Source organism: Candidatus Liberimonas magnetica (assembly GCA_020523885.1).
In the GTDB taxonomy this organism is placed as follows: Bacteria; Elusimicrobiota; Endomicrobiia; order Endomicrobiales; family JAFGIL01; genus Liberimonas; species Liberimonas magnetica.
In genome coordinates, this window is sequence record JAJAPY010000002.1 from 88,368 (window position 1) to 109,709 (window position 21,342).

The following is a 21,342-nucleotide window of genomic DNA, read 5'->3' on the forward strand; positions in this document are numbered from 1 at the left end:
TTTGAATCCAACTATAAAAAAAATGTCCTGCTAAATAAAATAATCTAAAATACTGTTTTATAAATTTAAACCCTATTTACCCCTTTGAAAATCTTAAATAAACTCATTAAACTAATGCATTTAACTAATTCCCAACAAACTTTGATACCTTACAGGTTTAACAAATCTTTTTAATGCTTTTAAAATCCAATAAAAATCATAATTAATAACAACGGAGGTTTTAAATGGAGAAATCTATGGACGTTACTGCTCTGGCTAACCGCACTATCCCGGAACTAAACACGCTTGCAAAGGAACTTAAGATCGAGTCAGTGGCGGGTCTTAGAAAACAGGAGTTGATAGCAAAGATCCTTGAAGCGCAGACCAAGGAGAACAACCTTGTTTATGATGAAGGTGTGCTTGAGGTTTTGCCGGACGGTTTCGGTTTTTTGCGTTCTCCTAACTATAACTATTTACCGGGCCCTGATGACATATACATTTCTCCTTCCCAGATAAAGAAATTCGCCCTTCGTAAAGGAGATACGGTCGCAGGTTATGTCCGCCCTCCGAAAGACCAGGAGCGGTTCTTTGCTCTGCTTCAGGTAAAATCCGTTAACGGGCAGGACCTGGAGAATATAAGGGAAAGGATATTGTTTGATAACCTGACTCCTTTATACCCAAACAAAAGAATAGTGCTTGAAACGGAAAGAAACGAGGTATCTACCCGGGTTTTAGACCTGGTCACGCCGTTGGGAAAAGGCCAGAGAATGCTTATAAATGCAGCGCCAAGAACAGGAAAAACAGTGTTTTTGCAGAAAATAGCCAATTCCATAACAAAAAATCACTCTGAAATAGTTTTGATGGTTCTATTGATAGATGAAAGGCCGGAAGAAGTCACGGATATGCAGCGCTCGGTAAAAGGAGAGGTTATATCTTCAACCTTTGATGAACCGGCAGACCGCCATATTCAGGTAGCTGAAATGGTGATAGAAAAAGCAAAAAGGCTTGTTGAACACGGAAAAGACGTTGTGATCCTTCTTGACTCGATCACGAGGCTTGCAAGAGCGTATAATACCGTTACTCCGTCAAGTGGAAGAGTGCTTTCCGGAGGCCTTGATTCAAATGCGCTTCAGCGGCCGAAAAGGTTTTTCGGTGCCGCAAGAAATATTGAAGAAGGCGGAAGCCTTACGATAATAGCCACGGCACTTATTGAAACAGGAAGCCGTATGGATGATGTTATATTTGAAGAATTTAAAGGAACAGGAAACTGCGAAGTTTACCTTGACAGGAAGCTTGCGGACAGGAGGATATTCCCTGCCATAGATATTGCCCGCTCAGGAACCCGAAAGGAAGAGCTTCTTTTAAATGAGGAAGAGCTTGCAAAGGTATGGATCTTAAGAAAGGTGATTACGCCGCTTAACCCCATTGAGGCGATGGAGCTTTTAATAGAAAAGATATCCGCAACAAAATCAAATAAAGATTTCCTGAAATCAATGGAACTGTCCAGTTAAATACGCATCTGTAGTTTGCGAAAAACAGCTAATTTCTGGTATTCATTTATAATTAAGTCATCTTACAGATATACTTACCAATGCCTTTTCTACGAACTCATAACCCATAACTCATAATAAGCCCTATTTCTGCACACATTGACAGATCAAAGCTAAAGAGATAAAATCCTGTTATTATGTGCTTATATCAAGGTGTGGTTTTTTATTTCTGCCTTGGGCAGGAATAAACCGTCGAAATAAAATAAATTAAAAAAGGAGTTTATATGAAAAAATTGCAAGTTGCGGCAGTAAGTATGATGGTTGCATTATTTTTTTTAGGGTGCGGCAATAAAGGGTTTAAACCGTTTTATGTTTACAAGGACGGCAGGTTACCTATGAATCACTATGTACCGACAGGTGTTATGGGTGATTTCGGTGATATAACTATTATCGAAGATTCTACAGAGAATCCTCAAGAAGGCCTGTCCTGTATTAAAATAACGTATACCGCCAAAGCTGCAAGCGGCCAGAGATGGGCAGGTGTTTACTGGCAGGAGCCTGCGAACAACTGGGCGAAACTTGAAAAAGGCGGTTTTGACCTTACCGGAGCAACAAGGCTTGTTTTCTGGGTACGCGGTGAAAAAGGCGGGGAAACGATATCCGAATTCAAAGTAGGCGGAATGCAGGGCGATTTTCCCGATACAGCACTCTACAACATAGGCCCTGTAGTGCTTACAAAAGAATGGAAAGAATATGAGATACCCTTTGACGTTAATCCAAACCTTAAGCGCTTAGCTGGCGGTTTCTGCTTCGCCGCCTCGCAAAAAGATAATCCACAGGGATTTGTAATATATTTAGATAATATCGTTTACAGGTAGGTTTCATAGAATTGTATCAAAAAATCAGACATTATATTTCTAATATTCTTGAGTTTAAAAATAGGGATTTTGCTTCTATTGTTGTAAATAGCGGCATTGTAAGTTTAATCCTTTTTAATGTGATAGTTGTCGTCCTTGAAACAGAAAAAACTATAGCTGTTAGATACTCTGCTCTTTTTCAGTTTGTAGAGTTGTTTTCTGTCGTTTTATTCTCGATAGAGTACTTATCGGTATTGCCATGTTCGGATTGCCAGCCGGTATTCTTGCTGCCGGCTTTATAGAAGAGATGCATAAAACAGGAACAAGTGATACTGTGTGCCCTCATTGCGGGAAGAAAATAGATATAGTCTAAAATAGTTTTAGAAATAGTACTTAAGGTTCTAACTCGCTTTGAACAGGTAAAAATGATAAAAAAACTAAAAACTATATGTAATGATTTCAAGCGTGAAATAAAGGTATATCAACTGATTTTAAAAGACAGCCGCACACCCTTATTATCTAAAATCTTGCTTGGCACAGCGGTTACATATGCGCTTTCTCCGATAGATATCATACCTGATTTTATCCCGGTCATAGGCCACTTGGATGACCTAGTTATTGTGCCTCTTCTGATATATATCGCACTTTATCTAATACCTGATGAAGTAATAGAAGACTGCCGCCGTAAAGCGGAAAATCTCGATGTTGGAGCTAAGTAGATTGACTAACGTCTTTAGGTTTTCCCGCAAACTTGCTATAATACATTCCTTCCTCTTAATTCCGCAATAGGACATAATCTAAATGCCTTTTAACATGGACATATGGTATATTGTTATTACGATATGTTTATGAAATATGTCCTATCAGGTCTATTTTAAAATAAATGGAAACATTCTCGCATTAATGCAGAAATAATTTGACTTTTTAGTTAATTTTCTCTATAATTAGGCTTCAACTTTTTAAAATAAACTGAGACATAGAAAGGAGCATTTGATATGAAAGAAGGAATTCATCCGAAATATGTAGAAGCGACTGTAACCTGCGCGTGCGGCAACACTTTTATTACGAGGTCAACAAAACCAGTGATAAAATTAGAAATATGTTCAGCCTGTCATCCGTTCTTTACAGGAAAACAGAAGCTTATTGACACTGCGGGAAGAGTAGAAAAATTTAAACAGAGATTTAAAAAAACTGAAGGAAAAACCCTTGCCAAGGAACCTAAAAAGAGAAGGGTGGAAACAAAGCCAAAGCGAAAGATACTTTCAACGTCTCCCAAAAGAAGAAGCGCAGCAGCCGCACCCAAGAAGAAAGAAGAAAAGAAAAAGGAAGAAAAAAAAGAAAGTAAGTAGCATAGATAATATTGGAAATGACAGAGTTAATAATTTTAGATGACTCTGTCATTTTTATTTAGGTGGAACCTATCTGGCAGGAGCTGTCCCGCCATGGCGGGATGGGACTTAAACGGGCAAAAACTATGATAGAACAAAAACTCGAACTTGTAAATAAACGGTTTTTAGAGCTTGAAACACTCTTGAGCGACCCTGCTGTCATGGCTCAGGGAGATAATTACAGGAATTACCTTAAGGAACATTCAAGGCTTTCGCTTGTCGTAGCTAAGTATGCCCAATATAAGCAGTTAAAAAAGGATATTGAAAACCTCAGCGAGTTAAAGGAATCAAACGATCCAGAAATGAAAGCTATGGCCATAACTGAAGGCGAGGAGCTTTTAAAAAAGAAGGAAAGCCTGGAGCAGGAAATTAAGCTGTTTTTAGTTCCTCCTGACCCTAACGATGACAAGAACATCATCGTGGAAATCCGTGCAGGTACGGGAGGGGAAGAAGCTGCGCTTTTCTGCGGAGATATGTTCAGGATGTATACGCGTTATGCCGAAATAAAAGGCTGGAAAGTGGAGCTTATGGACAGCCACCCGACAGGGCTTGGCGGGTATAAAGAAGTAATATTCTCTATAAACGGGAAAAATGTATGGAAATATTTCAAATATGAAAGAGGCATACACAGGGTCCAAAGGGTACCTGAAACCGAGGCGTCCGGAAGGATACACACCTCTGCTATAAGCGTTGCCGTTCTTCCTGAAGCAGAAGAAGTTGATATAGAAGTAAAGCCGGAAGACTTGAGGATAGATACTTACAGGGCATCTGGAGCTGGCGGCCAGCATGTAAACAAGACCGAATCCGCAATACGGATAACCCATATTCCGACAAACTTGGTCATAACATGCCAGGATGAAAGGTCCCAGATGAAAAACCGCGCAAAAGCAATGAAAATATTGCGGTCAAAACTGCTTGAACAAAAGCAGATAGCACATGAAAAAGAGATAAAGAGCGACAGGAAAAAACAGGTAGGGTCAGGCGACCGCTCGGAAAAGATAAGGACATATAATTTCCCGCAGAACAGGATCACGGACCACAGGATAAATTTCAGCCTATACAGGCTGGAGAAGGTATTGGAAGGCGACCTGGACGAGTTGATAGAACAGCTCATGAAAGCTGATAACGAAGAAAAGCTTAATTCTTTTGAGGCATAATGAACCCCTGGACGGTACAAACAGTCCTTGACTGGACTACGGATTATTTTAATAAGAGCGATATTTCAAGCGCTAGGCTTGAGGCAGAACTACTTTTAGCACATGTCCTGCAATGCAAACGTTTGGATCTGAATATTCAGAAGGACGATGTTATCCCTGAAAAAAAACTGGGGGTTTACAGAAATTATATAAAGACAAGAAAGACAAGGAAACCTCTGTCTTACATACTCGGCAGACATGAGTTCATGGGTTTGGAATTTACAGTAAATGAAAAAGCGCTTATACCGAGGCCCGAGACCGAGATATTGGTTGAAGAAACCGTAGCTTTGATGAAGCCTCTCAAGAATGCAATTATTTTGGATGTTTGTACCGGTTCCGGATGTATCGCAGTAAGTATAGCCAAAATGGCGGATGTTAAAACGGCCTATGCAACGGATATCAGCCTTGAAGCACTTTCTGTCTGCTGGCAGAACGTTACGGCCCATTGCCTCGCAGGCAAGATATTGATAAAACAGGGAGATCTCTTTGAGGCTGTAAAAAACGAAGGGATCACTAATAGAATTGATATAATCGTTTCAAATCCTCCGTATGTAGCTCATGATGAATTTGGCAGCCTTTTACCTGAACTAAGCTATGAGCCGCGGATAGCTCTTGACGGCGGAAAAGAGGGGCTTGATTTTTATAGGCGCCTTGCTAAAGAGGCAAGGCCGTACCTTAAACCCGGTGGGTATATGGCTGTTGAATTGAACGCGAATAAGAGCTTAAAAATAGCAGAGATATTTAAAGATGAGGGATTTAAGATAAAAAAAATAAGAAAAGACTACGCAGGGCTGGATAGAGTGCTGATAGTTCAATCGAGCGTATAGCGGATAGCGTAGAGCGTATAGAAAATCAAAGACTTTAAAGTTCCTATCCGCTAAACGCTGAACGCTCTACGTTTTAAGTTAACAACATGGATAAAATAATAATTAACGGCGGTAAAAGGTTAAAAGGGAAAATAAGGATTTCAGGGTCAAAGAACGCTGCATTGCCCGTTCTTATTGCCACGCTTTTAACTAACGAAAAATGTGTCATTTACAATGTCCCTTCTCTGGCAGATATTGATACCACGATAAAACTATTGGAACATATAAACAAAAAAGTAATAAAAAAGGGCAGTACAGTAACGGTTTATTCAAGCAAACGGTGCATAGTGCCAACGGTCCCGTATGACCTGGTAAGGAAAATGCGCGCAAGCATCCTTGTATCCGGCCCGTTGATAGCAAGAGTCGGCAAAGTCACTGTTTCTCTTCCGGGCGGATGTGCCATAGGAGCACGGCCCATAGATATCCATCTTGACGGTTTTGCAAAACTCGGAGCCGATATTAAACTGGACGGGGGATATATAACTATGACGGCGGACTGCCTAAAGGGAAACCGCATATCGTTCAGGTTTCCGAGCGTCGGTGCCACGGAGAACCTTCTTCTTGCCAGCGTGCTTGCCCAGGGAAAAACAGTAATAGAGAATGCCGCTAAAGAACCCGAGATAGTTGACCTTGCGGCTATGTTAACAAAGATGGGGGCTAAAATAACGGGTGCAGGAACAAGTTCTATAGTAGTTGAGGGCGTCAAGGGTCTAAAAGGGTGTAAGCATAAGGTTATTCCCGACCGCATAGAAACCGCAACATATTTGATAGCCGCAGCGATCACTAAAAGCGATATTACACTGATAAATGCTGATGCGTCTATTTTGGGAATTATTATTGATAAATTAAGAAAAATAGGATTAAAAATTACTACAAATAAAGACAGGATAAACGCTAAATGGGCAAAGCCTCTAAAGCCCATAAATATTAAAACGGGCGTTTATCCCGGCTTTCCTACTGATGTCCAGGCCCAGTGGATGGCTCTTATGTCAATTACAAAAGGCAGTTCATTCATTTTTGAGACTGTTTTTGAAAGCAGGATGTCGCATGTCGGTGAGCTGCAGAGGCTTGGTGCGGATATAAAGGTCAAAGGCAACAAGGTAATGATCAAAGGAGTTAAAGAACTGTCCGGCGCTCCTGTCATGGTTTCTGACCTTAGGGCCGGGGCTGCATTGGTTCTTGCCGGGCTTGTGGCAAAAGGAAGGACCGAGATATTGAGGATATACCATCTTGACCGCGGCTATGAAAATCTTGAAAAAAAACTGAGTAAAATCGGGGCAAAAATTAGACGAATTTCTGATTGATAAATGTATTATATTTTAGTATAATTTTCATCTATGACAAATACCAAAATAACAGATCAAGTAGTTTCAATAATATCCGCTGTTTCTAGGGACGGTGACAAGGCTCTTGAAATGTATTCCTTTAAGTTTGATGGCCTGAAAATAAAGGCAAATGAATTTAAAATAAAAAGATCAAGGGTAGAGAGCCCGTTTAAAAACCTTAATCCGTTGCTTAAAGAAACCATAAAAAAAGCAGCTAAAAATGTAAAAGTTTTTCATTTGAAAGAACTTCAAAAACTTCCCAGGTCTTGGTCAATAAAACAAAAAGGAAGCCGGGTAGGCCAGAACTACAAACCTCTGGAAACTGTGGGGCTTTATATCCCCGGGGGGAGGTATCCGTATTTGTCCACGATCCTTATGACCGCTATACCGGCAAAAATCGCAGGCGTTAAGAATATAATCCTGGCAACACCCCCTAAAAACATAACAGATGAATTTCTATTTACGGCAAACTTATGCGGTGCCAAAGATATATACCAGCTCGGCGGAGCTCAGGCAATAGCTGCAATGGCTTTAGGTACAAAAACCGTGCCAAAGGTTGATTTTATATGCGGCCCGGGGAACGCCTATGTCAATGAAGCGAAAAGGCAGTTATTCGGGAAAGTAGGGATAGACTCCCTGGCAGGGCCCAGCGAAGTTGTTATATTGGCAGACCGGAGCGCAAATTTTGAGTTTATGGCAAATGACCTCCTTGCTCAAGCCGAGCATGATACAAAAGCAAAAGCATATTTATTTACGGATTCTGATCTATTGCTCAAGCATGTCAGGGGATATATACAAAAAAAATATACAGGGCAGATACAACTCATAAAATGCTCTTTAGATAAGGCGATTGAGAAAATTAATGAAATAGCGCCGGAACACCTGGAAATAGCCGTTAAAAACCCTAAGAATGTAATTTCAAGGATAAACAACGCTGGCGCAGTTTTTGAAGGCAGTTATACCCCGACAGCTGTCGGCGATTATTGGGCAGGCCCGTCTCATGTGCTTCCTACGGGAGGCACGGCGCGTTTTTCAAGCGGGTTGTCTGTTTTAACTTTCTTAAAAAGAACAAGTTTTATCAGTTATTCGAAAAACAAAATAAAAAGTGATTCAAAGTATATAGCCAGGTTGGCCCAGGCAGAAGGGTTTTTAAATCACAAGAATTCTATAATGGTAAGGAGCTAAGAAATGGCAAGAGGTTTAAGCGCAAGAGAATACTGGTTTAAGGAGGCGCGAATGAATATAGATCTGACTCCACGCGAGATAGAGTTATTGCTGATACTTATAAATGAAGCCGCCCAGGGAGATTTTTCTTTGGACGGTCCTCCTATATATTCTATTGAAGAGCTGGCTTTAATAAAAAAGCTGGAGAAGGCGCTTGAAACCATGGATAAACTCGACAAAAAATTTCCGGACCAGATATCAGAGAGCAAACACTAACGGCACAAGTTCAGAGTTATTAGTCCGGAGTTTTTTAGTTACTACGAACTCCTGACTCCGAACTGTTAAAGAGGAGCATAATTTGAAGAACAGAAAGGCAAAAATCATAAGAAAGACCAAGGAAACAGATATTAAGATAGAAATAAATATGGATAAACCTAAACCTATTGTTGTTAAAACTTCGATAGGATTCCTTGACCATATGTTGACCTTGCTTGCTTATCACGGTAATTTCAGCTTGAAAATAAATGCCTGCGGAGATACGCACATAGATAACCATCATTTAGTGGAAGATATAGGCATATCTTTGGGAATGGCTCTAGATAAAGCTCTGGGTAAACGAACCGGAATAAACAGGTACGGAAGTTTCCTGATACCAATGGATGAGGCTCTCTCCTATGTATCTTTGGATATTTCAGGAAGGCCTTTTCTTGACTACGATGTAAAGTTCAAAGCCAACAGCGCAGAATTTGATTATAGCCTTTTGGAAGATTTTTTCTATTCTTTTGCTATAAATTCAAAAACAACACTCCACATCTCCCTTAAAAAGGGCCGGAGCAACCACCATATCGCCGAGTCGGTATTCAAAGGCCTTGGCAGGTCCATAGAGCAGGCGGCCGGCGCTGACCCAAAAAAGAAAGGCATTCCTTCTACTAAAGGGAAACTTTAAACAAAATAAAGGAGCCCGTTCTTGAAGAAGCCGTTGATAGCTATCATTGATTATGGGATGGGTAATTTAAGAAGCGTCGGCAAGGCTTTGGAATTTGTCGGAGCAAATGTTGTAGTGACAAAGAGCCCCAATAGAATATTATATGCTGATGCAGCTGTATTTCCGGGAGTAGGCGCTTTCGGCCAGGCAAGAAAAAATATATACTCTTATAAATTGAACGATGTAATAAGAAAAGCGGTCTTTGAGAACAAGCCTTTTTTAGGCCTTTGCCTCGGGTTTCAGCTCCTTTTTGATTTTAGCAGGGAAGACGGGACCCATAAGGGCTTAGGTGTTATCCAGGGACATGTTGACAGGTTTAATTTTACGAATAAAAAGCTGAAAGTCCCGCATATGGGATGGAACAGGGTAAAAATAAAGAATGAAACGGCCCAAAATAAAATGTTCAAAGGAATAAAGAATGAATCATATTTTTATTTTGTTCATTCCTATTACGGCAAACCTAAGGAAGATAGCTATATTTCTTCGACTACGGAATACGGCATAGATTTCTGTTCAAGTATCACAAAAGGCAAGATATGGGCCTGCCAGTTCCACCCGGAAAAAAGCGGGACTAACGGCTTGAAACTCCTAAAAAATTTTGTGGGGCTCATCTGTTAAGAGCCGTCCCGCACTGCGGGACTGTGAATAAAGTAACGTCCCGCCAACATAATATTCCTACTCTGATCCCGCAAAGCTGGGAGAGGTTTTTTATGCGGCGGGATAAATGAGGCGACTGCATGATAGTCATTCCTGCGATTGATATAAGGTCCGGAAATTGCGTGAGGCTCTCTCAGGGCAAAATTGACGCTGAAACAGTCTATTCCAAAGACCCTGTTTTTATCGCAAAGCTTTGGCAGGCAAAAGGAGCGAAGAGGCTCCATATCGTAGACCTTGACGGCGCCTTCGGCGGAGCGGCAAAGAACACGGATATATTGGAAAAAATCCGCAAGGAAGTTACTATACCCATAGAGTTTGGCGGCGGTATAAGAAGCATGAACAGTGTAGATATGGTCATGGATATGGGAATAGATTATATTATCCTTGGAACCATAGCTATATATAATCCGGACGTATTAAGGGCTGCGTTGGAAAAATACGGAACAAAGGTCATGGTAGGGATAGATGCAAGCGATAATAAAGTTGCGATTGGAGGCTGGAAAGAGGTCACTACAGTCGATGCAATTGAGCTTGCCCAGAAGATGAAGGAAATGGGTTTAAAAGAAATAATATATACTGACATAAAAAAAGACGGTATGCTTCAGGGCCCGAATATTGAAAGTATACGTAAAATGGCAAAGCAAAGTAAATTGAATATCATAGCTTCCGGCGGGATGTCTAACCTGGAAGATATAAAAAAAATAAAGGCTCTGGAAAAAGACGGAGTTAGCGGAGCAATAATCGGCAGAGCTCTTTACACCGATGCTATCAATCTTGAAGAAGCTATTAAGATAGGAGAGAACTAATAATTGCAAAATGAAAAATGCAAAATGAAAAATTAACATTAACAAATAAGTCCTCCATAGAATCAGCGGAGGACACAATAATTTTGCATTTTGATATTTGAAATTTGCATTTGAAGTAAGTTATGTTATCAGTTAGGATTATTCCATGTTTGGATGTAGACAAAGGCCGGGTAGTTAAAGGTACCAGGTTCACAAACCTGCGTGATGCAGGGGACCCGGTAGAAGTCGCCAAACGCTATAACAGGGAAATGGCTGACGAGGTAGTTTTCCTTGACATAACAGCTTCAAGTGACAAGCGTTCGATAATGCTCGATGTAGTAAGGAAAACCGCAGAACAGGTTTTTATACCTTTAACCGTAGGCGGTGGCATAAGGACATTAGAGGACATAAGGACTTTGCTCAAAGCCGGTGCAGATAAGATATCTTTAAATACAGCAGCTGTATTAAATCCTGGCCTTGTAAGGGAATCCAGCAAAAAATTCGGGAGCCAGTGCATCGTTGTTGCGATCGATGCAAAAAAAAATAAACATGAAAGCTGGAGCGTGTATACTTACGGCGGAAGGATAAAAACAAAGCACGACGCGGTAAAATGGGCAAAGAAAGCCGAAAAGCTGGGCGCCGGCGAGATACTGCTTACAAGTATGGATTGTGACGGCACCAAAGACGGTTATGACTTAAAGCTGATTAAAGCCGTAAGCAGTGCCGTAAATATCCCTGTAATAGCATCCGGCGGCGCAGGGAAAAAAGAGCATTTTTACGATGCCTATAAGGCAGGCGCTTCTGCGCTTCTTGCAGCATCGCTTTTTCATTACAGGGAAATGTCTATATCAAGCCTAAAGAGTTATCTGAAAAAGAAGAAAATACCGGTAAGGATATGAAAATGAACTTTATAAAGAAACTTAAATTTGGTCAAAACGGTCTTATACCCTGTGTGGTACAGGATTACAGGGACGGTACGGTCCTTATGGTCGCATATATGAACAAAGAAGCTGTAAAGCGTACCATAAAGACTAAGAAAGCCACGTACTGGAGCCGTTCCAGGCAGAAATTCTGGGTGAAAGGAGAACAGTCAGGAAATATCCAGAAAGTAAAACGAATGTATTATGACTGCGACGGAGACTGCCTCCTCCTTAAGGTAGACCAGGTAGGCAAAGCTGCGTGCCATACGGGTTACAGGTCATGTTTCTTTAGTGAAGTAAAAAATACCGGAAGTACTAGGGTAATCGGGAAAAGGATATTTGACCCAACGAAAGTGTATAAATAGTTTTTTTAAAAATATATGTATTTTGATTCATTCTTAACACAGCGGTCTTTTGTAAGGGTAGTAAAATTAGTTTTTTCAGCTGCGATAAGCGCTCTTTTGATCAGAAGTTTCATAGCCGAAGGTATCTATCCGGCATCGGGTTCTATGGAGCCTACGCTTTTAAAAGATAAGCATTATATTCTTGAAAAGGTGACGATAAAATTTATCCCTCCGAAGAGGTCGGATATAATAGTTTTTCCTTCGCCGGTACAAAAGAACCATGACCTCATAAAACGCGTTATCGCAGTTTGCGGCGATAATATAGAGATAAGAAGAAAAAAAGTATTTTTAAATAATGTCCCTTTGGAAGAAAACTATGTGCAGTATACAAGGCCGAACGAGCTTTTAAAAGGCGACGACCTGGGCCCTTTGGCGGTTCCAAACGGGAAAGTCTTCGTTATGGGCGATAACAGGGATGAATCAGGCGACAGCAGGGACTGGAAGGATCCCGTAACGAAAGAATCAATATATTTTATTGACAATAAAAATGTAAAAGGAAGAATAATAAGGTTTTAGCCGGGAAAAGTAAAATGATCATTCCAAGTATTAAAGAATTCACTAGCTATTCCAAAGATGCCAATATCATACCTGTCTACAGGGAGATACTTGCCGATACAGAGACCCCTGTTTCAACTTTTTTAAAAGTTGCATCAAATGAACCCTATGCCTATCTACTTGAAAGTGTTGAAGGAGGGGAAAGGTGGGGCAGGTATTCATTTATTTCCTACAGGCCGAAATTCATATTCGAAAGCAAAAAAGATAAGTTTGCCGTTTACGGATACAAACAAAAGCCTGTCTGGAAAAATACGGCAGACCCTTTAACAGAACTGAAAAACATAATGTCTGAATTCAAGCCGAAAGAAATAAAAGGACTTCCCATGTTCTGGGGCGGTGCGGTCGGGTTCGTTTCCTATGACATGGTGCGTTTTTTTGAGAAACTGCCGGATATGGACAAAGACGGCCTGGGGCTGTCCGACTCTTTGTTCATGCTTACAGACCATATTATAATATTTGACCATCTTAAACATACGGTAAAGATAGTGATCTGTGTTGATTTAAGGGATAATAAAAACAAAATCGATGCATACAAAACTGCCCAAAAAGAGATCGAGAAAATAATATCTCTGATAAAGAAGCCTCTTGGCAACAGAGGCCACGGCAAAAGACCTTCGGCAAAAACCAGGTCTAACCTTTCAAAAAGTCAATTCGAAGATAAAGTAAGGAGAGCCAAAGAATATATAAGGGCAGGGGACATTATACAGGTAGTGCCTTCACAGCGTTTCTTGCGCAAAACAGGAGTCCCGGCCTTTGATATCTACAGGAGCCTCAGGCTTATAAACCCGTCACCCTACATGTATTTCCTGAAGCTGAAAGATTTTGAGATAATAGGGTCTTCACCCGAAATACTAGTTAGGAAAGAAGGTTCTTTGGCTGAAACAAGGCCGATAGCAGGAACCTGCCCGCGAGCTAAAGACGAACAGGAAGAGGTCTCTTTAATATATAAACTCTTAAGCGACCCGAAAGAAAAAGCGGAACATATAATGCTTGTTGACCTGGGGAGGAACGACCTGTCAAGGGTATGCCTTCCTTTGTCCGTAAAAGTCCAGACATTGATGGAGATCGAGAAATATTCTCACGTGATACATATAGCTTCTTCGGTTATAGGAAAGTTAAAACCCGGCATGGATAGTTTTGACCTTTTAAGGGCATGTTTCCCTGCGGGTACTGTTTCCGGGGCTCCGAAGATAAGGGCTATGGAGATAATAGCGGAGCTTGAGCCGGTTTCACGCGGGCCCTATGCGGGGGCTGTCGGGTATTTTTCTTTCTCCGGCAATATGGACATGGCGATAGCTATAAGGACCATTGTTTTAAAGGATAAGACCGCCTATGCGCAGGCAGGAGCCGGCATAGTCGCAGACTCAGTCCCAGAAAAAGAATATTTTGAAACTAAAAATAAGGCAAAGGCTTTGTTTGAAGCCATAGACCTTGCAGAGAAAGGCTTATAAATAAGTAACCCGGTACCAGTTACCTGTAACCCGAAAAGGCTTTTTTGCCACTAGCTCCGGGTCACGGGTTACGGGTCACGAAAGACGGAGAAATGATTTTAGTAATAGACAACTACGATTCATTTACGTATAACCTCGTGCAGTATTTGAGCGAGTGGGAAAAGAATCTCCGTGTCTTCAGGAACGATAAAATTACTGCGGACGAAATTGAGAAACTAAAACCCGACATGATAGTGATCTCGCCGGGCCCAGGTACCCCGGAAGATGCAGGGGTGTCGCTTGAAATAATAAAGAGGTTTACAGGTAAGATTCCTATCCTCGGTGTATGCCTCGGGCACCAGTGTATAGCTCATGCTTTTGGCGGCAAAGTGGTGCGGGCGAAAAGGCTTATGCATGGCAAAACTTCCAGGATACTGCATGATAAAAAGAATATATTCACAGGGCTCTCAAACCCTTTTGAAGCTACGAGGTACCATTCATTGATAGTAGAGAAAAAATCTTTGCCTCAACAGCTTAAGATAACAGCATGGACAAAAGAAGGCGAGATAATGGGCTTAAGGCATAAAAAATATATCCTTGAAGGCGTGCAGTTCCATCCCGAGTCAATACTGACGAAAGAAGGCAAGAAGCTTTTAAATAATTTTGTAAAGATGAGCCGTAAGAAGTAAGTCGTTTTGCTTACAGCTTATCGCTGGAGTTAGGATGATAAAAGAAGCAATCGCAAAAGTTGTACTAAAACAAGACCTTACAGAGCAGGAAAGCGGCAGCGTTATGGCAGAGATAATGACCGGAGAAGCCACGGAATCGCAGATAGCGTCGTTGATAACAGCCCTGAGGATGAAAGGCGAGACCGTTGATGAGATAACGGGTTTTGCAAGGGTAATGAGGAAGTTTGCAACACCTATAAGGGTACGCGCAACGGTTGATATAGACAGAGAAGACATCAATATTGACACTGAAACCATAATCGATACCTGCGGTACGGGCGGGGACAGGACCAACACCTTTAACATCTCTACAGCTACCGCCCTTGTTATCTCGGCGTGCGGGTTATCCGTAGCGAAACACGGGAACAGGTCTGTATCAAGCGCCTGCGGGAGTGCGGATGTTTTAGAGACCCTGGGAGTGAACCTTGATGTAAAACCCGAAAAAGTCGAAGAATGCATAGCAAAGATAGGCATCGGTTTTCTTTTTGCCCCGTCACTTCACGGCTCTATGAAATATGCGATAGGCCCTAGGCGGCAGATCGGGATAAGGACGGTCTTTAATATCCTGGGGCCTTTGACTAACCCGGCAGGTGCAAATGCCCAGGTACTCGGGGTTTACAGCCAGGAACTCGTTGAGCTCTTGGCAAACGTGCTGAACAAACTCGGGACCAAAAAAGCCTGGATCGTGCACGGCAAAGACGGGCTTGATGAGATAACTACGACCGACTCTACAAAAGTTGCTGAATTAAACCTCGGCAGAGTAAAGGTTTTTGCTATTGCGCCGGAAGAGTTCGGCCTTAAACGTGCTAAAATGGAAGATATCAGGGGCGGAAATAAAGAGGAGAACGCCCGTATCATTACCGATATATTATCAGGAATAAAAGGCCCTAAAAGGGATATAGTCCTGTTCAATGCCGGGGCATGCCTGTTTGTTGCGGACAATGTTAAAGGTTTGAAGGAAGGCATAAAAAAAGCAGAGGCTGCGATCGATTCAGGAAAAGCAAAAGAAAAACTTGTTTCGCTTATCAAAATAACAAATGAACCCAGCCCTTCATAACTAATATAGAACTTGTGAAGGGCTAAGCAAAGGAAGGGCGGGGTGAATAATATCCTAAATGAAATAATGAGCAGTAAAAAGAAGGAAATCGAGTTTAATAAAAAAAAATTTCCGTTAGAAAAACTGAAAAAGAAGCTCTCTGAAGCAAATAATAAAAGAGATTTTTATAAGGCTGTTTCAAATAAAAATAAAATAAATATAATAGCAGAAGTAAAAAAAGCGAGCCCGTCTTTAGGTTTGATAAAGCCCGATTTTGATCATGTAAATATAGCAAAAGAATATGAAGCAGGCGGAGCAGCCGCAATATCCGTTTTAACTGAAAGGGGTTATTTTAAAGGCAAAATAGATTATTTGAACGATATAAGGAAAAATGTAGCCCTTCCTGTATTGCGGAAAGATTTTTTATTTGACGCTTATCAGGTCTATGAATCAAAGGCTTTCGGAGCTGATGCGGTATTATTAATAACAGCATTGCTTGATAAGGACAGCTTAGGCGAGCTTGTAGGCCTTTCAAAAAGCCTGGGCCTTGACGTGCTTGTTGAAGTGCATAACGAGGACGAGTTAAAGATAGCACTTGGGGCCGCCGGAGTTGAGATCCTAGGGATAAACAACCGTAATTTAGAAGATTTTACCGTTGATAGATCAACTGCGGAAAGGTTGATACCCATAATACCAAAAGGAAAAACTGTGATAGTTGAAAGCGGCATAAAGTCTTTTGAAGATGTAAAGCTGTATAAAAAACTCGGAGTAAATACTTTTTTGATAGGAGAAAGTCTGATGAAGGCAGATGACATCAAAGCTAAATTAAACGAATTATCAGGAGTGAACTGATTATGGCTAAAACAAAAGTAAAGATATGCGGCGTTACCTACCTGAAAGATGCTGTACTGGTTGCAAGCCTGGGAGCCGATTACATTGGCCTTAATTTTTGCAAAGCAAGCCCGAGGAAAGTCTCCGTAAAAATGGCAAAGGATATACTTGCAAAGATGCCTCCGTTCATAACTAGTGTTGCGGTTTTCGTAGATGAGGATATAACTGAAGCAGCAAAGATATTAAAAAAATGCGGGTTTAAAATGATTCAGCTTCATGGCAGTGAATCTGTCGAGTATTGTTCCAATATAAAAGCACAGACAAACCTTCCTGTAATAAAAGCTTTCAGGATAGCCGATGAAAACAGTTTAAATGAGATTGCGGCTTACAAAGATTGTGCGGATTATTTTTTACTTGATGCCCATGTGCCGGGAGTTGCCGGCGGGACAGGAGAGACCTTTAACTGGGATTTTGCATTGAAGGCCAAGGAATTAGGTAAGCCGGTCTTTCTTGCAGGCGGCCTTGCTCCTGACAATGTTTTAGCTGCGATACAAAAAGTAGATCCGTTTTGTGTAGATACTGCTTCGGGAGTAGAGAGGCTGCCTACAAAAAAGGATTACGATAAAATGAAAGATTTTATCAGAAAAGGGCATGGATTTTAAATAAAATAGGTAGACGGGAAAAGGTAGAAGGTAGACGGATTTCAAAGGTTCAAAAGGCTTTGCAGTAATCGTCTACCGTTTACCGTCTACCTTATCCCGATTTTAGGAGTTAATTTATGGCTACTATTATGGAAAGCGCAAGAAAAACTTTGCTTATAGAAGCACAGGCTATTACCGGCCAGATAAAACACCTGAATAGTGATTTTTTAAAAGCAGTGGAATTAATAGCAAACTGTCACGGCAGGCTGGTCATAATGGGTATAGGAAAATCAGGGTTGATAGGAAGAAAGATATCGGCTACGATGTCGTCTCTCGGGACACCTTCCTTTTTTGTCCATCCGAGCGAATGCTTTCACGGGGATATAGGCATGATCATGCATGATGATATCGTATTGATACTTTCCTATACAGGTGAATCTGACGAAGTAAAAAAAGTTTTACCTGTATTAAAAAACCTGGGTTTAAAATTGATAGCTATGACAGGTAAAACCTCTTCAAAAACCTGGTTAAAGGCAGATATCCTGATAAACTGCAAGATCGACAAAGAAGCCTGTCCTTTTAACCTTGCACCTACATCGTCTACATCTGCGATGCTTGCTCTGGGGGATGCCCTGGCTATTACGGTCGCACAGAAAAAAGGTTTTAAGAAAGAATCGCTTGCCCGCTTCCACCCCGGAGGCGGTATCGGAAAAAAGCTTACGGTAAAAGTAAAGGATATAATGAAAAAAGGAAAGGATAACCCTGTGATAAGCGAAAACGCAAGTGTCAACGATGCTCTTCTTGTCATGACAAAAACAAGGCTTGGCGCTACAAATATAGTAAATGGTTCTGGCCGGTTAGTAGGTTTTTTTACCGATGGAGACTTGAGAAGAAAACTTCAGAAAGATAAATTACTGCTTACCCGACCGATTAAAGAAGTTATGACACGGTCTCCTTTGACCATAGCCCCTGACATATTAGCTGCAGAAGCTGCGGAAATATTAAGAAAACATAAATTTGACAATATCCCGGTCATAAATTCAAAAGGAATGCCGGTAGGCGTACTTGATGAAAGGGATTTGCTGAGCGAAGGGATTGTTTAACGGCGGTCATGATGAATGTCATGAGTCTTGAGTATTGAGTCATGTGTCAAAACCCAAGACTCAGTACTCATGACCCAGGACAAGGATTTTTATGAAACAAGGATATTTTGGAGAATTCGGCGGGCAGTTCATGCCTGAAACTCTTTTTAAACCTTTATCTGACCTTGCTATAGAATATAAAAAGGCTTCAAAAGACAAGGGTTTTAATGAAGAGTTGAAGTATTACCTTAAGAATTATGCTGGCAGGCCTACACCGTTATATTTTGCCCGTAACCTTACAAAGCTGTTCGGCGGTGCAAAGATATATATAAAAAGGGAAGACCTTTGCCATACAGGTTCTCATAAGCTAAATAATACCCTCGGGCAGATACTGCTTGCTAAAAGATTGGGCAAGAAAAGAGTTATCGCAGAAACAGGTGCAGGCCAGCATGGCGTGGCTACTGCAACCGTTGCAGCGCTTTTCGGGTTAAAATGCGATGTTTATATGGGTGAAGAAGACGTTCACAGGCAGGCATTGAATGTTTTTAGGATGAATCTTCTCGGAACCCGTGTTATAAGCGTAAAAACAGGCTCAAGGACCCTGAAAGATGCTATAAACGAAGCATTCAGGGACTGGACAGGGAGTTTTAGAGATACGTTCTATATAATAGGTTCTGTGATGGGAGCGCATCCATACCCGCTGATGGTCAGAGATTTTCAATCGGTTATTGGCAGGGAAGCGAAAAGACAGATACTTGATATAGAAGGCAGGCTTCCTGATTATCTGCTTGCCTGTGTAGGAGGAGGGAGCAATTCACTCGGGTTATTTCATCCTTTTTATAACGATAAAAAAGTGAAGTTCCTAGGGCTTGAAGCAGCCGGAGCCGCCACGTTGTCAAAAGGAAAAATAGGTATATTACACGGCATGAAAACCTACGTTCTTCAGGACAAGAACGGCCAGATATCAGGCACGCACTCGATATCAGCCGGGCTTGATTATCCCGGGGTAGGGCCTGAACACAGTTTTTATAAAGATTCAAAAAGAGCCCAATATTATCCGATAACGGACAAAGAAGCTTTGGAAGGCTTGAAACTTTTATGCCAAAGTGAAGGCCTAATACCAGCTCTTGAGTCTGCGCACGCATTCGCCTATCTGCCTAAGCTGGCACCGAAACTCGGCAAGGACAAAATAATCATTGTATGTCTTTCTGGAAGAGGGGATAAGGATGTAGAGACAATAAAGAACTTAACCTGAGGGATAGGGATTTCAATAACAGAGAGATTGCTTCGCCTTCAGCTCGCAATGACACCTCTTTAGTCATTGCGAGAAGCGAAGCGACGAAGCAATCTAACTTGATAAAATATAAATGAACAAACTCAAAGATTTGGTATCAAACTATAAAATAAGTGACAAAAAGGCGTTCGTGGCATGCCTTACGGCAGGTTATCCTGATATTAATTCAACTTTAGAACTTTCCCGTATCCTTGTAGATAACGGCGCAGATATAATTGAACTCTGCATACCTTTTTCAGACCCTGTTGCAGACGGGCCTACAATACAGTATTCGTCCGAGATAGCCTTGAAAAAAGGCGCAAGCTTAAAAAAGGTATTTGTTCTGGCAGATAAAATGAGGAAAGCAGTGAACGTCCCAGTTGTTTTTATGAGTTATTTAAACCCGATCTATAATATGGGGCTTAAAAAGGCTTTTAGAATGCTTAAAGGAAGGGCAGACGGGCTCATAATTCCTGATACGGTCCCTGAAGAATCCTCAAAATTTGAAGGTTTTGCAAAGATGAACAATATCTCTCTTATCCCTCTAGTAGCTCCTAATACCCCGAAAGAAAGGCTTAAATTCATCGATTCAAAAGCAAGTTCTTTTTCATATATAGTTTCACTTACCGGAGTTACAGGAGAGAGAAAGAACCTGGCAAGCGGTATAAAAGAATATCTATTGCTTACGAAAAACAATATGAAATCTCCGAGATACCTCGGTTTTGGTATTTCAAAACCGGAACACGTGCATCAGGTCAAGCCTTATGTCGACGGAATAATTGTAGCGTCTGCGATAATTAATATAATCAAGGAAAGTAAATCAAAAAAAGATAGGAATAATAAGGTTTCTAGTTTTGTAGGGAAGATAAGAAAAGCCTTGGATTAGGATAAAAATAATATGCCTGCCTCTCCGGCGGGCCCCGCCTTGGCGGGGGAGGAATAAATGCCTGTTTCAGAAACAACAAACGGAAAAAAAGAGATCCCGCACGGTGTCTGGACCAAGTGTAAAAAGTGCGAGCAAATAATATACCGCAAAGAGCTGGAAGAGAATTTAAAAGTCTGCCCGAAATGCGGGTATTATTTCCGTTTAAGCGCGCATGAAAGAATAAAACAGCTGATGGAAAAGAACTCTTTTAAGGAATATGACGCAATGCTTACCCCTCTTGACCCGCTAAGTTTCCCTGACTATGAAAAAAGAGCAAAATCATACAATGTAAAAGAGGCTGTTGTAACAGGCGAAGGCAAGATCGGCACCCATGATACCGTGCTTGCAGTGCTTGACTTCAATTTTATGGGCGGCAGTATGGGGTCGGTCGTGGGTGAAAAAATAGCGCGTGCAGGCGAGCAGGCCTTAAAGAAAAAATGCCCTTTTGTAATTATCTCTTCAAGCGGCGGCGCAAGGATGCAGGAAGGGATATTGTCTTTAATGCAGATGGCAAAAACCAGCGCAACTTTAGCAAAATTAAATAAGAACAAGGTACCGTTTATTTCCATTTTGGCAGATCCGACAACTGGAGGCGTGACAGCATCGTTTGCTATGCTCGGAGACATTATTATCGCAGAACCAAAGGCGCTGATAGGTTTTGCAGGCCCAAGGGTAATAGAGCAGACTATAAGACAGCAGCTTCCTGACGGGTTTCAATTGTCGGAATTCCTGCTTGCCCACGGAATGCTGGATATAATAGTAGAACGCAAGCACCTGAAAGATACATTGATAAAGATATTTAACTTCTTAAAATAGTTCTTTTAA

The 21,342-nt window shown here is 41.3% G+C and carries 25 protein-coding genes; all 25 read left to right on the forward strand.

All coding sequences use genetic code 11. The annotated features are described in order from the left end of the window. The first annotated feature begins 236 nt into the window (after positions 1-236). The 25 genes from rho to accD all read left to right on the forward strand — a co-directional run bounded on the left by rho (position 237) and on the right by accD (position 21,333). Positions 237-1,490 carry a transcription termination factor Rho gene (rho, locus tag LHV68_01830; protein ID MCB4790603.1) on the forward strand — a complete coding sequence of 418 codons (1,254 nt, stop codon included), beginning with the start codon at positions 237-239 and terminating at the stop codon, positions 1,488-1,490. A 263-nt stretch (positions 1,491-1,753) separates the two neighbouring features. Beyond that, a complete protein-coding gene (locus LHV68_01835; protein MCB4790604.1) occupies positions 1,754-2,347 on the forward strand; it encodes a hypothetical protein in 594 nt (197 codons plus the stop codon). Positions 2,348-2,358: 11 nt separating this feature from the next. Next, on the forward strand, positions 2,359-2,628 hold the full coding sequence (locus LHV68_01840; GenBank protein ID MCB4790605.1) for a hypothetical protein: 270 nt from the start codon (positions 2,359-2,361) through the stop codon (positions 2,626-2,628). A gap of 123 nt (positions 2,629-2,751) precedes the next feature. Continuing rightward, on the forward strand, positions 2,752-3,045 hold the full coding sequence (locus LHV68_01845; GenBank protein MCB4790606.1) for a DUF1232 domain-containing protein: 294 nt from the start codon (positions 2,752-2,754) through the stop codon (positions 3,043-3,045). A 276-nt stretch (positions 3,046-3,321) separates the two neighbouring features. Continuing rightward, a complete protein-coding gene (rpmE, locus tag LHV68_01850; protein ID MCB4790607.1) occupies positions 3,322-3,675 on the forward strand; it encodes a 50S ribosomal protein L31 in 354 nt (117 codons plus the stop codon). 101 nt (positions 3,676-3,776) lie between these two features. After that, positions 3,777-4,871 (forward strand): peptide chain release factor 1, encoded by a 1,095-nt coding sequence (gene prfA, locus LHV68_01855; GenBank protein MCB4790608.1) that lies wholly within the window; start codon positions 3,777-3,779, stop codon positions 4,869-4,871. Further along, the gene (gene prmC, locus LHV68_01860) at positions 4,871-5,737 is read left to right on the forward strand and encodes a peptide chain release factor N(5)-glutamine methyltransferase (protein ID MCB4790609.1); all 867 of its coding nucleotides are present in this window, start codon (positions 4,871-4,873) and stop codon (positions 5,735-5,737) included. The genes prfA and prmC overlap by 1 nt, the downstream gene beginning before the upstream one ends. An 86-nt stretch (positions 5,738-5,823) precedes the next feature. Next, positions 5,824-7,080 (forward strand): UDP-N-acetylglucosamine 1-carboxyvinyltransferase, encoded by a 1,257-nt coding sequence (gene murA, locus LHV68_01865; protein MCB4790610.1) that lies wholly within the window; start codon positions 5,824-5,826, stop codon positions 7,078-7,080. 33 nt (positions 7,081-7,113) lie between these two features. Beyond that, complete coding sequence (gene hisD, locus LHV68_01870; GenBank protein MCB4790611.1) at positions 7,114-8,286, forward strand: histidinol dehydrogenase; 1,173 nt, start codon at positions 7,114-7,116, stop codon at positions 8,284-8,286. A gap of 3 nt (positions 8,287-8,289) precedes the next feature. Then, complete coding sequence (locus LHV68_01875) at positions 8,290-8,541, forward strand: hypothetical protein (protein MCB4790612.1); 252 nt, start codon at positions 8,290-8,292, stop codon at positions 8,539-8,541. A gap of 82 nt (positions 8,542-8,623) precedes the next feature. Next, a complete protein-coding gene (hisB, locus tag LHV68_01880; protein MCB4790613.1) occupies positions 8,624-9,211 on the forward strand; it encodes an imidazoleglycerol-phosphate dehydratase HisB in 588 nt (195 codons plus the stop codon). A 33-nt stretch (positions 9,212-9,244) separates the two neighbouring features. Beyond that, positions 9,245-9,868: an imidazole glycerol phosphate synthase subunit HisH gene (gene hisH / locus LHV68_01885; protein MCB4790614.1), complete on the forward strand. Its 624-nt coding sequence runs from the start codon at positions 9,245-9,247 to the stop codon at positions 9,866-9,868. A 119-nt stretch (positions 9,869-9,987) separates the two neighbouring features. Next, positions 9,988-10,713 carry a 1-(5-phosphoribosyl)-5-[(5-phosphoribosylamino)methylideneamino]imidazole-4-carboxamide isomerase gene (gene hisA / locus LHV68_01890; GenBank protein ID MCB4790615.1) on the forward strand — a complete coding sequence of 242 codons (726 nt, stop codon included), beginning with the start codon at positions 9,988-9,990 and terminating at the stop codon, positions 10,711-10,713. 122 nt (positions 10,714-10,835) lie between these two features. After that, the gene (gene hisF / locus LHV68_01895; protein MCB4790616.1) at positions 10,836-11,591 is read left to right on the forward strand and encodes an imidazole glycerol phosphate synthase subunit HisF; all 756 of its coding nucleotides are present in this window, start codon (positions 10,836-10,838) and stop codon (positions 11,589-11,591) included. A gap of 2 nt (positions 11,592-11,593) precedes the next feature. Then, positions 11,594-11,977, forward strand: a complete 384-nt coding sequence (gene hisI, locus LHV68_01900; protein ID MCB4790617.1) for a phosphoribosyl-AMP cyclohydrolase — start codon at positions 11,594-11,596, stop codon at positions 11,975-11,977. A 15-nt stretch (positions 11,978-11,992) separates the two neighbouring features. Next, the gene (gene lepB, locus LHV68_01905; GenBank protein ID MCB4790618.1) at positions 11,993-12,532 is read left to right on the forward strand and encodes a signal peptidase I; all 540 of its coding nucleotides are present in this window, start codon (positions 11,993-11,995) and stop codon (positions 12,530-12,532) included. 14 nt (positions 12,533-12,546) lie between these two features. Next, a complete protein-coding gene (trpE, locus tag LHV68_01910; GenBank protein ID MCB4790619.1) occupies positions 12,547-14,022 on the forward strand; it encodes an anthranilate synthase component I in 1,476 nt (491 codons plus the stop codon). Positions 14,023-14,114: 92 nt separating this feature from the next. Next, on the forward strand, positions 14,115-14,690 hold the full coding sequence (locus LHV68_01915) for an aminodeoxychorismate/anthranilate synthase component II (GenBank protein MCB4790620.1): 576 nt from the start codon (positions 14,115-14,117) through the stop codon (positions 14,688-14,690). A gap of 34 nt (positions 14,691-14,724) precedes the next feature. After that, a complete protein-coding gene (gene trpD, locus LHV68_01920; protein ID MCB4790621.1) occupies positions 14,725-15,786 on the forward strand; it encodes an anthranilate phosphoribosyltransferase in 1,062 nt (353 codons plus the stop codon). A gap of 42 nt (positions 15,787-15,828) precedes the next feature. Continuing rightward, positions 15,829-16,617, forward strand: coding sequence for an indole-3-glycerol phosphate synthase TrpC (gene trpC, locus LHV68_01925; protein MCB4790622.1), 789 nt, complete (start codon positions 15,829-15,831; stop codon positions 16,615-16,617). A gap of 2 nt (positions 16,618-16,619) precedes the next feature. After that, a complete protein-coding gene (locus LHV68_01930) occupies positions 16,620-17,258 on the forward strand; it encodes a phosphoribosylanthranilate isomerase (GenBank protein ID MCB4790623.1) in 639 nt (212 codons plus the stop codon). Between the two features lie 116 nt (positions 17,259-17,374). Then, the gene (locus LHV68_01935; protein ID MCB4790624.1) at positions 17,375-18,340 is read left to right on the forward strand and encodes a KpsF/GutQ family sugar-phosphate isomerase; all 966 of its coding nucleotides are present in this window, start codon (positions 17,375-17,377) and stop codon (positions 18,338-18,340) included. 91 nt (positions 18,341-18,431) lie between these two features. Further along, on the forward strand, positions 18,432-19,574 hold the full coding sequence (gene trpB, locus LHV68_01940; GenBank protein MCB4790625.1) for a tryptophan synthase subunit beta: 1,143 nt from the start codon (positions 18,432-18,434) through the stop codon (positions 19,572-19,574). A gap of 112 nt (positions 19,575-19,686) precedes the next feature. Beyond that, positions 19,687-20,478, forward strand: a complete 792-nt coding sequence (gene trpA, locus LHV68_01945) for a tryptophan synthase subunit alpha (GenBank protein ID MCB4790626.1) — start codon at positions 19,687-19,689, stop codon at positions 20,476-20,478. 57 nt (positions 20,479-20,535) lie between these two features. After that, positions 20,536-21,333 (forward strand): acetyl-CoA carboxylase, carboxyltransferase subunit beta, encoded by a 798-nt coding sequence (gene accD / locus LHV68_01950; protein ID MCB4790627.1) that lies wholly within the window; start codon positions 20,536-20,538, stop codon positions 21,331-21,333. Positions 21,334-21,342: the final 9 nt, after the last annotated feature.

What these genes read in the sequence shown, in the direction of transcription:
- murA (MCB4790610.1), top strand. Translation starts at nt 5,824, where the DNA reads ATGGATAAAATAATAATTAACGGCGGTAAAAGGTTAAAAGGGAAAATA.
- LHV68_01935 (MCB4790624.1), top strand. Translation starts at nt 17,375, where the DNA reads ATGGCTACTATTATGGAAAGCGCAAGAAAAACTTTGCTTATAGAAGCA.
- LHV68_01915 (MCB4790620.1), top strand. Translation starts at nt 14,115, where the DNA reads ATGATTTTAGTAATAGACAACTACGATTCATTTACGTATAACCTCGTG.
- trpE (MCB4790619.1), top strand. Translation starts at nt 12,547, where the DNA reads ATGATCATTCCAAGTATTAAAGAATTCACTAGCTATTCCAAAGATGCC.
- LHV68_01930 (MCB4790623.1), top strand. Translation starts at nt 16,620, where the DNA reads ATGGCTAAAACAAAAGTAAAGATATGCGGCGTTACCTACCTGAAAGAT.
- LHV68_01875 (MCB4790612.1), top strand. Translation starts at nt 8,290, where the DNA reads ATGGCAAGAGGTTTAAGCGCAAGAGAATACTGGTTTAAGGAGGCGCGA.
- lepB (MCB4790618.1), top strand. Translation starts at nt 11,993, where the DNA reads ATGTATTTTGATTCATTCTTAACACAGCGGTCTTTTGTAAGGGTAGTA.
- prmC (MCB4790609.1), top strand. Translation starts at nt 4,871, where the DNA reads ATGAACCCCTGGACGGTACAAACAGTCCTTGACTGGACTACGGATTAT.
- rpmE (MCB4790607.1), top strand. Translation starts at nt 3,322, where the DNA reads ATGAAAGAAGGAATTCATCCGAAATATGTAGAAGCGACTGTAACCTGC.
- hisD (MCB4790611.1), top strand. Translation starts at nt 7,114, where the DNA reads ATGACAAATACCAAAATAACAGATCAAGTAGTTTCAATAATATCCGCT.
- rho (MCB4790603.1), top strand. Translation starts at nt 237, where the DNA reads ATGGACGTTACTGCTCTGGCTAACCGCACTATCCCGGAACTAAACACG.
- hisA (MCB4790615.1), top strand. Translation starts at nt 9,988, where the DNA reads ATGATAGTCATTCCTGCGATTGATATAAGGTCCGGAAATTGCGTGAGG.
- trpA (MCB4790626.1), top strand. Translation starts at nt 19,687, where the DNA reads ATGAACAAACTCAAAGATTTGGTATCAAACTATAAAATAAGTGACAAA.
- LHV68_01835 (MCB4790604.1), top strand. Translation starts at nt 1,754, where the DNA reads ATGAAAAAATTGCAAGTTGCGGCAGTAAGTATGATGGTTGCATTATTT.
- trpD (MCB4790621.1), top strand. Translation starts at nt 14,725, where the DNA reads ATGATAAAAGAAGCAATCGCAAAAGTTGTACTAAAACAAGACCTTACA.
- prfA (MCB4790608.1), top strand. Translation starts at nt 3,777, where the DNA reads ATGGGACTTAAACGGGCAAAAACTATGATAGAACAAAAACTCGAACTT.
- trpB (MCB4790625.1), top strand. Translation starts at nt 18,432, where the DNA reads ATGAAACAAGGATATTTTGGAGAATTCGGCGGGCAGTTCATGCCTGAA.
- accD (MCB4790627.1), top strand. Translation starts at nt 20,536, where the DNA reads ATGCCTGTTTCAGAAACAACAAACGGAAAAAAAGAGATCCCGCACGGT.
- hisI (MCB4790617.1), top strand. Translation starts at nt 11,594, where the DNA reads ATGAACTTTATAAAGAAACTTAAATTTGGTCAAAACGGTCTTATACCC.
- LHV68_01845 (MCB4790606.1), top strand. Translation starts at nt 2,752, where the DNA reads ATGATAAAAAAACTAAAAACTATATGTAATGATTTCAAGCGTGAAATA.
- hisF (MCB4790616.1), top strand. Translation starts at nt 10,836, where the DNA reads ATGTTATCAGTTAGGATTATTCCATGTTTGGATGTAGACAAAGGCCGG.